Origin of the sequence: Eximiradius sp., from assembly GCA_937127445.1 — a bacterium.
In the GTDB taxonomy this organism is placed as follows: domain Bacteria; phylum Bacteroidota; class Ignavibacteria; order Kapaibacteriales; family UBA2268; genus JAKIZO01.
Genome location: CAKZLY010000024.1, coordinates 1 through 13,130 on the forward strand (window position 1 = coordinate 1; position 13,130 = coordinate 13,130).

Sequence of the window (13,130 nt, forward strand, 5' to 3'; positions counted from 1 at the left end):
GAATCATTTGATAAACTTGCTGGTGAATCTAAAACAGCATTGCAACCAAACTTAAAAAGAGGTTTAGATCCATTATTTACACAGCAGTATGATTTCATAAGCAGAGATTTTGATCCAAAGACTAATCAGTGGTCGGAGAAAAAAGAAAAGCTTACGTTGCCTCAGGTACTCGAAAAGACAATGGTTGCAATTTCAGACTCAATGGGATTAACATCAAGAGTAAACGACAAAGTAGTTACCGATGCGATATTAAAACAAAACGCCAAATTCCCAATTGTTGTCGATGCCAATGGTAATACATACATCAACAAATATTATTTACAGAGTAGTCAGGGTAATCGCGATCAATTGCAACTAATCGCAACTGGAGCTATTAGTAACTTAATGGGACAACAAACTACAACAGGTTTGCATCACATGACAGATGCAATGAAGAAGAACAACGAAGCAATAACACGCCAAATAGTGAAATCGAACCTCAATCCAAGAGCTGGACTTACAGCTGGAGAATATCATTATATATTCACAGACGTAATGATGACATCGTTAGCCGAAGCACTAACAAAGGGACGTAATGGAAGATTAACAATTAAGTCTGCAACTAAATAATTTGGGGGGATGAAATGGCTGTAAGAAGACTTGACCCTGAAATAGTACAACCACCAGATCCGTATGAGCCAACGCCATCGCCATATGGATGGCAACCATCATATCATGGTGATGAACCTATTTGGGATGTAATTAGCGAGGGCTTAGACAAAAAGAATAAAAAAAAGCTTGCAAAGAAACAGCCAACTCAACAAAAAGAGGAGGAACCGGATCCGCGTTCTTGGTGGGAGAAGTTATACAAACCAGACCCAAGGGAAGTCAAGAAAAATATCTCTAAAATCAAAGAAGGTATGCAAAAAGATTTGCAGGTCGGCATAGATCCACAAAAGGCGTTACAGTATAGATATGCAACGCCAACTGATTTTACTCCAGACAAGGTTGGCATCGGAATTAAATATGGGAAATTAGTAGTTGAAGGAGACAAGATATACAGAACAAGAGAATTTAACGGGAACGTTGAACCTGAAATATTGCCTATTGCCGTAATAAATAACAAGGGCAACATTCAGGTATTTAAATATAATGGTGTAGATAGAAACAAATTTGACCAATACACTTCAAAATCAAGAACAGAAGTAGCAAAACATTGGAAAAGGGATGCTTTCGAAGCGTTTAATCAAGGACTTGAAAAAAGTGTGTTAGCACCGCTAACAACTGTAAACAATATTTTTGGTGATAAATCTATAAGATACGAAGCAACGCATACGCCATTCATAACACATGCTAAATCAAAGCAATATGAAGATTACAGAACAGCTGGCGAAATCGCTGGTGAGATAGGGAAGGCTGTTGTTCCATTGAGTGTTGCTGGGAAATTTAAGTTAGGCGCACAAATGTTGGATAAAGCATGGAAGGTTGGTTTAGCTACAAGTGCGATTCAGGAAGTGCCACAATTAGCAAAAACGTTGCACGATGATGAAATGCAACCATTCGGAGCGGTAATGTCCTCCGCTCTGAATACTGCTGCCAACATCGCCGGTGTTAAAAGTGGTATGAAAGCAGCCGAAGCGATGCATAAAGCAATCGATGCAGGTAACCGCATACGTGGTGTAGCGAAAACTGCTGGAAAAGAAGTGGCGAGACAAACAGCCATAGCTGCTATGCCAACGGCACATGCGCAATTTGCTGCTATGGCATCGAAGCAGCAGTTTGCGAAGGAAATGAACAAGCAAGGTTTTGACTATGAAGCGTATAATGATTTTCTTAAAGAATATTTAGCGAATCTGGGCACTGTTGGTGCAGTCAATATCATTACAGAATTAATGGGTATAGGTGGTGCATATCGCGCGAAACAAGCGAAAGAGACAGGAAAGCCATTACGAAATGTTGTGTCCCGGTTTTTTGCTCCGGGAGCCGAGCGAGTTGATGATTTCGCGACTCTTAGCACTCACAGATTAGGTGGGGATATTCCTACAAAAGAATGGATTGATAAAACTATTACAGAGGCTAAACAGGGTGATGTAATTCGCAAGCCAAAAGATGAACAAAGATTGCGTAAAATTCTCGAGTTCCAAAAGCAGAAAATGGGTGGCGACGCAGGGGATCATCTCATTAATTATTTTAACGATAGCAAAGATAACGTGTTTACAAGTCAGGATGTCGAGACCGCTATAAAAGATGCGTATGGGAAAGGCATTATAAAATCACCCGAAGATGAACAATCTTTATATACATTATACAGAAGACACATATCAAATCCGGAAGAAACATATAATTACATAGAGAACCTTGTTAAACGTGGCTACACAAAAGAAGATATATTAAATTTATATGACCAGAAATACACAGCCGAATCGAACACGAAGAACAAAAAGGTTCTTGGTTTTATTAACCCAGAGTTGCTAACTGCTACAAAGGCTAAAAAGAACGAAATGCGTCAGGCAACAAGAAATGCAGTAGAGCGTATTTATCATCAAATCGAAGAGAATTTAGCAAGCCAAGTTAAGCCAGACGAGACTTCGACAATACAGCCAACTGAACAGACGAGTGATACAACACCAGAAACACAACAACCAACGGATGTAGTTAAGTCGGCAACAGTTCCAGATAGAAAATTAACATTAGAAGATTTAGACGAATTTTACAATACATATGCAAATCAGTATCGTGATGCTCGTATAGACCAACATCTTGATCAGAGAGTTTCTAATGCTCGCAATAAAGCAAACAGTATCTTAAATTTATACTATCGAGTTACTGGCGAGCAACCATTTGGGAAACCATATGCTGAAATTATAGATAGAGTAGGAAAGCATTTAAATGGTGAAGAGCCATCACGAACAATCACCAAAGATCCCGGTTTGAACATTTTAGATGCTAAACAGCAAGGGGATGTTGTTAGTGAGCTTGCTGGATTAGGTGACATGCAGTACGTTGTGAAGAACATGCTTGATGAGTTAGACGAGCAGTCGTTACAACGTGGTGTTGTGTATTCAGATTCTCAGTATAACGCAAAGTTATCCAAATTGCTTGGCGGTAAGTCTGCGGTTGATTTTGCGAACATGGGGAGTAATACGGAACGTGCAAAAGTCTTGGCGATGCAATTAAACGGCAAAATTACTTATGGAGAATTAGTCGATAAATTATCGAATGAATTCGGTTTAATGATTAACAAGGATGATTTGCATCGTCGTCTTGGTGTTGTAGAAGACCCTGCGCTTAAAGGAGCTACAAAAGGAGAACCAATAGGTGAAGAAACAGCGACAGAGCAATTAAACAATTTACCATCAAACACAACACAAGAGACAAAAACTGCGACAGCAAGTAAACGGACGGAGAAGACCGATAGACTATCAAAGAAATCACAAGAAATCACAACAGTTGAGCAGACTGTGAAGGCATTGCCAGCGCCAGAAGAAACAAAACAGGACGACCCAAATGTGATTGCAGTGGAAGATGCTTTTATGAAAGCAAAAATAAAGCAATTAGTAAAGCAAAAGGATATAAAAAACATAGACCCTGAAACAGCGAAAATGGTGTCGTCGCATCCAGAGGTTGCATATGTATTTATGAGTAAAACGAAACAAATAGAATCCGCAAAAGATGTAGTAGCCCAATTAGCAAAAGACGAGTTTATTAATCTCGAGAATGCGATAAAGAATGGTGAGATAACAGATCCAAACACGCAAAAGATTGTAAATGATATTCGCTTCTACGCAAAGAATGATGATAGATTGCAGGATGCGTTTCGCAAGTATTTAGATGGCAACAAACGTTTATCAAAAACGATTAAGGGCAAAATCGAAACACTATTAAATAATGAGTTATCAAACGTTAAAGAATCGTATCATCAAGCAATTAACGATTTATATGATGATACAGCGGATTTGATACATAAATATTTGACTGGTAAAATTATTGATGATATAAAGGCTGATGAAACTTCAACACAAACTGTCGATAGTGAACGGCAACAATTAAGTACCAATGAAAATGTTAGCGCTATAAATGAACAAAACAATCTGGATGCCACAACAGAACCGCAGACTTCACAATCTGTTGCAGAGTCGCCAGCAGTAAAAGAGTTGCCACCAACTGAAACAGTGCCAGAAGGTGAAATAAAAAAAAAAGAATACGGCGAATCACAAAAAAGTGATACGCAAGAAGGGGCGATAAGCAACCAGGAAGAAGCTGTAAATACAGGTCATTCCGCCATAAAAGGAATAGAACCCATCGCGTCGCAACAACAACCACCAGCAGTCATAGAGGAACCAACGACTGCTGGTGCCACTGACAAGATTGAACCGCCAAGCGAAAATATCACGTCAACGCCAAAACCTGAAGATGCAATTATACCACAAAATAACGAGCAAAGCTTTGTATCGCAGAACACATCTGACAGACAACAAATTGCGAATACAGAGCAGACGCACGATACAAAGGAAGGAGTTGCGACACGACAGCAGACCGATGCCAATGCTCAGCAACCGGAGCAAGCCATACAACAAACCGAAGTTACCGCAAACGAGCAGGAAACGCCAAGTATTACACCAGAGCATGAAACTGAAATGCAAAACGCTTTCGCACTAATTGACCATGTGTCAAATACTATCAATGAGATAGATAATTTATTAAAAGATAACGGCATAGATTTTAGCGAGGCAACGACCAAACCGAAAAAACGGAAATCTAAAACCGAAACTAACGAAGAACAAGTGGAAGCGCCGCAACAATCAAGACGTGGCAATCAAGGCAAAGAACGCGTATCAAAAGAACAGTTCGATTTAGAAGCTGAAGTAAACAAACTAAACTCCGAAATATTACAGCTTGAAGATGCGATGTCTAAAACAAAAGACAGCAAGCATTCTAAACGGTTACGTAAACAAATTTTTGATAAGAAAGAGCGTATAAGATTTTTAAAACAACAGTTAAAATCAAAGGGTTATAATAGTCTGGCGCAAATAAAAGAAAACGTAATTAATAAACTTGATGATTGGATTAGTAGAAATGAACGCTATGAGGATGATTATGTTAGTATTTGGAAAGATGGAGACAAATTAAAAGTTACATTTAAGACAACTGTTAGGTCTCCGCAGTTATCTAACTTTGCAAATACATTTGGGCTTAACGATAAAGAATTAAGTAAAGTTTTCTTTGGTGTAAGTAAGGATAAGGCAATAACGAGGGGTCTCACAGCTACATTTGCCGTCCCACAATCTAACGCAATAAAAGCAAGCTTGAAAAGTTTTAGCGACGAAATTGCTGGTATCGGTTTATTGATGTATAGTGGCAATCAACAAAACGACGATGAAGAAATAAAAGAAGGTAATATATTAAGCACATTGGCTGCAGTTGCTGGGACAGCTTTGGTTATGCGTGGTGCAGCAAGATATGCTCAAACGAAGCCAAATAGCAAGATCGCCAAATTGATGGAGCGTCTTGGTGTATCTAAAATGTTTATTGACCAGCCAATACCAAACGACAAAGTATTTGAACGATACAAAGCTGATATGTTGCGTAAAGCAGAAAATCCAAGTGAACAACAAAAATTAATTAATAAATATAACCAATACGAAGTAGCTGGAAAGGATACGGAAGAATCTACGATTTCATTGTTTCGCTCCCTTAACCATATACAAAGTGATGCCGAACCTGTAATTGAGTTGAAGTCAGCATTCTACAATGGCAAAACAAAAGCCAATGAAGCTATGCAACAAATAAGAAATGCTCAGGACTCTTATACTTCCGCTTTGGATCATTTTTATCGTCTTTATGCAGAAAAAGTAGGAGATAAATCAAAGAGTGAATTACAGGAAATATTAATTAAAACGAACGATGATTTATTTTCGGATGCTATTAATATTAAAAAGAATTTAAATCCAGAAGAATCGCGCATAAGGTTAAGCGAATTAAATACATCAGAATATTTAAAGAATAAAATGAAGGCTAACGGAATTGCAGATTCAATGCTTGACGATGCCATTGTTGTTTACGAACAACAGCGTAAAGTAATCGAAGCAATCACGGAACATCAAGCCAATGCAAATTTATTACAGAAATATGGATACACAATTGAAGAATCCGTACAAATCACAGAAAAAATAAATCAAGAATTATCAGCTGTTCAACTTGAAGCTAACGATATACGTGCTCAAATAGCAGAGCGTATAGAAGCAATAAAACAAACAGAGGCATATCAAAAATTAATCGATACAAAAAATAAGGCGTCAGGACGCATATTAAGAGATTTGCGTGCTGCCGAAAAAATATTGAGTAACGATAAAGAGCTTGCAGTATTAAACGCCCGTCTATCTATAACAAAGAAGAAGCTTGACAACTTCAAAAATGAACTGTCTGCAATAGATGAGCACACCAAGTTTGTGTTGATGTCATCACAAATGCACTACATGCCTGAACGTTGGACTTATCAACGTAGTAAAGGAGATTATGGTTTATCAATTTATATGATAGATTCAAATGGAAAGCGTTTATCATCTTACGACGACAAAGTTAATCTGTTTAAATTCTTTAAAGATACAAAGGAGCGTAATGCTTATTTAAATGATTGGTTAGAAAAGCACAATGCTAAACCTCTGGATTCTCCTGACTATCCAAACGTATGGGAAATCGAATATACAGATGTCGATGGCAACAAGATAAAAGGGCGCGTAAAAGTAAAAGAAGACTTAAATGTTCGAACTATCGAAATGCTTGTGGCGCAAACTACAGCTGCGATGCGAAGACGCTTCTTTGCTTTATTAAGAAAAACCGCTGATTACAATATAAACAAAAAAGAATTAATCGAAGAATTAAGCAAATTAAAAAGCGAAATACCCGCAGACGAGTCTGTTCCATCAAGTGAATTTGATGAAGGCACCACAAAAACAATCAATGACACGATAGAGGCGTTAGAAAAATTGAACACGCAAAATATCGACTCGCAAGTCTTAGAAGATATATTCGCGTATGTCTTGAAGCCAAAATCAAAGAGTTTAATCGAAACTAAAAACACTCGTGGATATAAAGATGAAGACGATAGGTGGATTGATTTGTGGGATGCTGGTATACAACGCATGGTTAATCGCATATCATCACAATACGCAAATGGCAGTTTAAAAAATGCTGTTGAGAAACAGATATTAGAAACAAAGACACTTGGGATTAATAATACATACACTGAATTTCTTGATGGATTGCATGGTGATTTACTGTATTCGCCAGCGAGTAAATCATTTGCAGACAAAGTATTGTCGCCAAAATTTAAACGCGCTTGGCAGGTAACAGAAAGCATAATGACTGCTGGTGCATTAGGTTGGAATACATTATCTGGTATTAAAAATAAATTGGGTGGTTTTACTACTGCCAGCATACAATTGGTGCGCAAATTTGGTATTAACAATTTACCTAAAATAGTAAAAAGCATGGTAACTGCTCCACGCGGTGAATTGAAATTTTTACGCAACATACAGTCGGATAATATATACGGAAATATACTTGATGACATTCGCAAAAGAATTATTGAAGAAGGTATTCCAGTAACAACAGCCGTCAAGTCGTTGGACGATGAATATAGTAATTTAATGGGTAAGGTGTCGAAGGTTAAGGACAAACTATACGCATTAATGCGTCTAACAGAGATATCTAATCGTTATGAAACGGCAATGAGTTTTGCGCAGGTGTACGTTGATACAAATCCATTCGAAAAGTCTGGTTTAACTAAGGACGGGTACATATCACAGGTTGTAAAGAAGGCAGCTATCTTTGTTGGAGAGACGCAAGGTATGTTTGATTTTATATACAGAACTCCTGTTGAAAAGTTTGTTATAAAGGAGGTGCCATTTTTAGGAAGATCATTTTTAACACTTGTATCGCCGACTATAAATCATCTCGCGTTAGTTAGTAATATGTATAAGCATGCCATCAAAGCAAGTGATAATACTGCGAAAAGAAATGCGGTTGCTGGCGTATTATCTCAGGTTGTGGTTGCATCGATGTTGGGTGGCGTCGAGTTTGTAGTAGGGCTATGCGATGCATTAAAAGTAAATGATATATTAAGTGGTGGTGATGAAAAGACTATCGACAAGTTAGATGGCGATTTGAGAGAGGCGCTTTACGATGCTGGTTTCGGTAACGAGACGATAGATAAGATAGTAAAGTCTGCACGTTATGGGATAAAATCAGCGTTGCTGGATGTAGATTTACATATGGATATATCAGCGTACGAACTATTAACTCCATTTATGATGAGAGCTATTGCGGAAACATTCGCTACTGATATTCCTAATATTTTAGAAAATGGTGCGGATGGATTACTCGATGTGTTATCTAAACGTATTGTTGCATTGGGTCGTGCTGTCAAAGCAGGGCGACAATATGCGGTAGGCATGACTATGGATAAAAAAGGCAACCCAACCGGTGAAGAGTATGACTTTGGCACAATGGTAAAAGAAGGATTATTTGGAGAATCGTTGCATAATCGTTACTCGCGTTTAGCATCAAATTCTGCTAACTTAGCTTATTTAAATTCAGGTGGAAAGCGTAAATTTGTAAACGAGTTATTAAGTGGCGCAAACAAACAGGAATACGAGAGTAGCGACATTGACGAAGCGATAACAGTGATATTGCAGGATGAGAAACTAATAGATGATTTTTACTATAAATACAATAATGTGATTAAATCTGACGATGTAAAGGAATCCATTAATCACAACAAAGAGTTATTAGATAACTTCATCAAGTCAAATTTAAAAGAAATTTATGGATTAATGACACGAGATGATACAGGCGTAACCGGCGCAAAAGCATTTGCGAGGAAAAAGGCATCGCTATATAATTACATAGAAGATTACATATTATCATCCAAGAGAACAGAATTAGCAAATGAAATGTTTAATAGGTCAGGATTTGATGTGGAGTTCCCATCAAAAGTAGAAGACTACGACCAGCTTGATTTATCTGAGTATTTACCAGATGGAACCATGTTGATGAATTATCCGGAACAAGATAGACCATTTTATTACGCATTGTATAAATTATACAGCAAACAAAAGAAGGAGGAAGAATGAAAGATCTTGTAGTGCTTGATGGGCTTGCAGAGGCGCTCATCTTGGAAAAGCAAAGCTACATTAAAAAACTGCTTACGTATTTTTTGATAGGTAAAGCTGTAAACGAATCGAACTCACATTTAAACGTTCCGCAATTAGCGGATATGATTGGCTGTCAGGTGAATACCTTGCAGCTATGTAAACGTATCGCAACATACTTTAAAAATGATGTTGTGGCGTTTAAACATTTCATTGAGGCGAATCCTAACATTCGTTCACTTACAGCAATAAAGAAGGCGTTATTTAACGAGAGTCCAAAGACAAGTGATGCAACGATAGCATTAAACAATGCATTGAGAAATATTATCAACACAGCCAACAGTTTAGGTTTTGATGACCGTGCGGAACTAATAAAAAAAACAAATAAGTCGCTCAATCATTTTCGCAGTAAATTACCCGATAGTTTATTAATAGGAGATACGAATTACATTAAATATAATGAATGCGTATTTTGCGGAGCTTATCCACCACCAGAAGAAGGATTTACATTAAAGTTTCTTGATGAGTTTGGATTTGAGAGGGTTGCTCTACCGATATGCAACGAGTGCATTAAAAATGAAATAGAAGAACCAGACTGGAAATTAGTCGCGAAACTATATTGTGGATATGCAGTGGAGTTAGATAATGCGTTCGAAAACATTTACAAATGATACTGCGAAGCGACAATTTAGATTGGCATTACATCCTGTTGTTACAGCATACATAAAGATTATTCGCAAGTGGTATTTTTTAAAGTTCGGTGTAACAATTTCGAAGAAGCATGCTGTTGCTTTGGCAATCGCATCCATCGATGTTGTATATCCAATGAGATTGACCAGAATATCGCAGCGGTTACGTTTGATGAGCGAAGACCCGATATACATCACATTAGATAATACATCATTGTTTTTATATAATAAATTAAAATACATAGCAGGCTTATTGCCATTTTCAAACAGGCAACTCGTCGCAACAGCTTTTGTTGTATTATTTGCTTTACATGTAAAACGCGAAACAAGTAAGCTAAAAATCAAAACACTGAGAATATATACAGACGGCGTTAAAGATAAACTCGTAAAACGTTACTCCGATATTTTGTATGATAGGGTTAAAAATTAAATTTAATTCACAAATCAAATTTAGTTTTGAAATTGTAATTTTAAATTTTATATTCGCAACAAATCATTGCGTTTATTTCTATTGATTAACTACGGAGGTTTTATGGTGTCGCCAGACAGTATTAATTCAGAGTTTATACTTCGTATTAGGAGGATAATTCCATTAAAGTTTTTTGCCAATAAGATTGGAGTAAAGACGCAAACATTTTATCACAGGTTATATCGCAAATCGAAAATGAACAAATTAGAGATGAATGCGATAGCGGAACTTATCAATCAACTTATTCGCATAGGCGCTATTGACCAGCAAGAATTAGAGCGGTACAACAAAACTAACGAGAAGGAGCAAGTAAATGAATAGCGTTTATATAATAGGCAAGGTATCTGGTTTGGATAGAGAGTATGTAGAAAAGAAATTTGCTAACGCAGAAGAGCATTTAGCGAAGCATTTCAAGACTGTTGTCAATCCAACAAAGTTAGTTCCCGCAGATACGGATTGGGAGACAGCGATGAAAATGTGTATCAAAAGTATGCTTGATTGCGACGCTGTTTATGTTATGAATGATGTAAGTTCATCTGTTGGTGGGTTATTGGAATTGCATATAGCGCGTGCCTTAAAGATACCATTGTATCTTGAAGGCGACATATAGAAATAAAAATAATGTATTATTTAAAACAATTTAAAGAGGTTCATATGTGTATGGAAAGTAATTTAAAGCACGATGCAGTGCTCACATCATTAGATGTGCCGTCAAAATTACATCCACGCCAGCCAAATATGATATGCAACATCGATATGGCAGAGAGGGTAACCCAGAATGCTTACAGCGAATTAAGAAATGCTCTCGCTATAGCCGATGTTACGCTCGATGCATTCTTTGAGCAGTATATGGATGCGGAAACGTTTTTGCAGCATATATTGCCACACTGTATGCGAGCCATTACTTCAGTAAGAAGACTAAGCGCGTCAGCATACAGATTGCTATGCGACTTCTGGGAGGCAGTCGAGTGGGGGAAAATCGAGGCGATGAATGTAGATAAAATAGATAGCAACGACGACGTCAGCTATCCACTAATAAAGCATCATCGACAAGATGACTGGAAGAGTCTGAAATTCCAGCGTAGCGTTTGGATAGAATACGAAACGAAAATCTTAGGTATAGTTTTATGGTGCAAAAAACTTGGAGCGACAACGAGCGATCAGTTCACAGATGATAAAATCGAAGAGATAGAAAATCATCTATTGTGGCTTAAAGAGCTTGGAGAGGATTTATATAATTACTGCATTAGGTTAATCATTGATGTGAAGCTTGCTTTACGCTGGGCTAACAACGAAGCTGTATATCACGATACGTTAGTAAGCAAATAAAAATAATTTAATAAGGGGAATTAATATGAAAACCTATGAAGATATTCTAAACGAAATGGCTCGTAGAATCGAACGAAAATTAGAATTTCAATACGATGATGAGCCCGAAGATTTAGAGAATGCTGTATTTGCTTGGTTTAACTGTGGTGGAAGCAAAAAATTGTTTGATGATATTAAAGATATTTATGAAGATATAAGAGTAGATGAAGATTTATATTTTGATAACTACGATGATGCAATTGCATTCCTTAAGACATTAACTTTACCAATAGATAAATGTGTAGATATTATGTTAGACAATAATTATAGACCTGACGAAATTAACACAATAAGTCTTGCTAACGTATTAGCAGAATATAGGGCAAGTGCTTGTTTTTATATTCAGCTGCCAAACAACAAAGAAAATCTTGCTCACTTAGTAGCAAAAAATTTAGCGTATGAATATGGTATTATAAGTCATTTATAGGAGGATTGATGATGAATGATTTTGATGAACTCTATTGGCATTTATATGATGATATTGCGGATAACAGGGACAACAGAAATGACACCAATAGTTTATTAGCAGCGTTGAAAGATATACGCCTGCAACATTATCGCGATGTTATCGAGAAAGATATAGAGTTCCTTCTTTACAAAGGATACAGCAAACAGGAAATTACAGATGAACTAACGCATCGATATAGACAAAATTTAAATCAACGCCAAATACAAAACGCAATCGACAGTATTATTGGTAATGATTAACAGCTCACTCCTACTGTTTTACCAGCGTTAATATCCGAGATAAGCCTCGCTTAATATAATCGCCACTTCAATAAACGAACGTCCCCGCTCTTAATAAGGCTGGGGCGTTTGTCATCGCGAGAGGCTAATTTTGTCAGTGCAACTAAAGTATTATGTGTCCACAGCTTTGCTTGCCGCTTTGTTATCTCTCGAATTGTATGCAAAAAAAAATTTGCAAAAAAGTAAAATAAATATTATATTTGTAATGCAATCGATTGCTTTTTTAATGTTTGTTTAACAATCAAATTGGAGAAAAAAAAATGAAAAAGAAAACAACAATCGACGAGAGCTTTGCAGGTTTAACCTTTACAAACGGCCGCTATAAATACGAAGGCGATCTAAAAATCAACGGCGATGTAGTCGTCAGCATTGATTTAGTCGTCAGCGGCGATGTGGTTGTCGAAGGCAATTTAACATGCTACCAAAATATAACGGCTGATAGCATCATAGCCGTTAACGTAGACGGCGTGGACGTTACTGCAGAAAATATAAAAGTGAGCGGCAGCATAACCGCCGAAAACGTTGTTGGCAGAAACGTTGCTGTTGGTGGGACTATTCTCGCCGGCAACGTAAAAGTAGGGAGATGTTACTGCGACCAATTGAGATGTGTAAATTTGGTCGCAGACGCACCGATTCACGTAAGCGGAGATTTAGAAATTACAGGTAAAATATATGCACCATTGCCCGCATACTTTGCATAGCCATCGAGCACAATTTTAACAATTA

General features: G+C 37.3%; 10 protein-coding genes. All 10 read left to right on the forward strand.

Annotation, left to right across the window (positions count from 1 at the left end; translation table 11 throughout):
• On the forward strand, positions 1-609 hold a 609-nt coding region (locus tag AC6QZF_RS07930; RefSeq protein ID WP_499799343.1), incomplete at its 5' end, for a hypothetical protein.
• Between the two features lie 14 nt (positions 610-623).
• On the forward strand, positions 624-9,113 hold the full coding sequence (locus AC6QZF_RS07935) for a hypothetical protein (RefSeq protein WP_499799344.1): 8,490 nt from the start codon (positions 624-626) through the stop codon (positions 9,111-9,113).
• Positions 9,110-9,802 carry a hypothetical protein gene (locus tag AC6QZF_RS07940; protein WP_499799345.1) on the forward strand — a complete coding sequence of 231 codons (693 nt, stop codon included), beginning with the start codon at positions 9,110-9,112 and terminating at the stop codon, positions 9,800-9,802. Before AC6QZF_RS07935 ends, AC6QZF_RS07940 begins: the two co-directional genes overlap by 4 nt.
• Positions 9,777-10,250, forward strand: a complete 474-nt coding sequence (locus AC6QZF_RS07945; RefSeq protein WP_499799346.1) for a hypothetical protein — start codon at positions 9,777-9,779, stop codon at positions 10,248-10,250. The genes AC6QZF_RS07940 and AC6QZF_RS07945 overlap by 26 nt, the downstream gene beginning before the upstream one ends.
• A 102-nt stretch (positions 10,251-10,352) precedes the next feature.
• Positions 10,353-10,610 carry a hypothetical protein gene (locus AC6QZF_RS07950; RefSeq protein WP_499799347.1) on the forward strand — a complete coding sequence of 86 codons (258 nt, stop codon included), beginning with the start codon at positions 10,353-10,355 and terminating at the stop codon, positions 10,608-10,610.
• Positions 10,603-10,899, forward strand: coding sequence for a DUF4406 domain-containing protein (locus tag AC6QZF_RS07955; protein WP_499799348.1), 297 nt, complete (start codon positions 10,603-10,605; stop codon positions 10,897-10,899). Before AC6QZF_RS07950 ends, AC6QZF_RS07955 begins: the two co-directional genes overlap by 8 nt.
• 44 nt (positions 10,900-10,943) lie before the next feature.
• Positions 10,944-11,618 carry a hypothetical protein gene (locus tag AC6QZF_RS07960; RefSeq protein WP_499799349.1) on the forward strand — a complete coding sequence of 225 codons (675 nt, stop codon included), beginning with the start codon at positions 10,944-10,946 and terminating at the stop codon, positions 11,616-11,618.
• Between the two features lie 25 nt (positions 11,619-11,643).
• On the forward strand, positions 11,644-12,084 hold the full coding sequence (locus tag AC6QZF_RS07965; RefSeq protein WP_499799350.1) for a hypothetical protein: 441 nt from the start codon (positions 11,644-11,646) through the stop codon (positions 12,082-12,084).
• Positions 12,085-12,092: 8 nt separating this feature from the next.
• The gene (locus tag AC6QZF_RS07970; RefSeq protein ID WP_499799351.1) at positions 12,093-12,365 is read left to right on the forward strand and encodes a hypothetical protein; all 273 of its coding nucleotides are present in this window, start codon (positions 12,093-12,095) and stop codon (positions 12,363-12,365) included.
• 269 nt (positions 12,366-12,634) lie between these two features.
• Positions 12,635-13,105, forward strand: a complete 471-nt coding sequence (locus AC6QZF_RS07975; RefSeq protein WP_499799352.1) for a bactofilin family protein — start codon at positions 12,635-12,637, stop codon at positions 13,103-13,105.
• The last annotated feature ends 25 nt before the right edge of the window (positions 13,106-13,130 follow it).

What these genes read in the sequence shown, in the direction of transcription:
- AC6QZF_RS07935 (WP_499799344.1), top strand. Translation starts at nt 624, where the DNA reads ATGGCTGTAAGAAGACTTGACCCTGAAATAGTACAACCACCAGATCCG.
- AC6QZF_RS07940 (WP_499799345.1), top strand. Translation starts at nt 9,110, where the DNA reads ATGAAAGATCTTGTAGTGCTTGATGGGCTTGCAGAGGCGCTCATCTTG.
- AC6QZF_RS07945 (WP_499799346.1), top strand. Translation starts at nt 9,777, where the DNA reads ATGCGTTCGAAAACATTTACAAATGATACTGCGAAGCGACAATTTAGA.
- AC6QZF_RS07950 (WP_499799347.1), top strand. Translation starts at nt 10,353, where the DNA reads ATGGTGTCGCCAGACAGTATTAATTCAGAGTTTATACTTCGTATTAGG.
- AC6QZF_RS07955 (WP_499799348.1), top strand. Translation starts at nt 10,603, where the DNA reads ATGAATAGCGTTTATATAATAGGCAAGGTATCTGGTTTGGATAGAGAG.
- AC6QZF_RS07960 (WP_499799349.1), top strand. Translation starts at nt 10,944, where the DNA reads ATGTGTATGGAAAGTAATTTAAAGCACGATGCAGTGCTCACATCATTA.
- AC6QZF_RS07965 (WP_499799350.1), top strand. Translation starts at nt 11,644, where the DNA reads ATGAAAACCTATGAAGATATTCTAAACGAAATGGCTCGTAGAATCGAA.
- AC6QZF_RS07970 (WP_499799351.1), top strand. Translation starts at nt 12,093, where the DNA reads ATGATGAATGATTTTGATGAACTCTATTGGCATTTATATGATGATATT.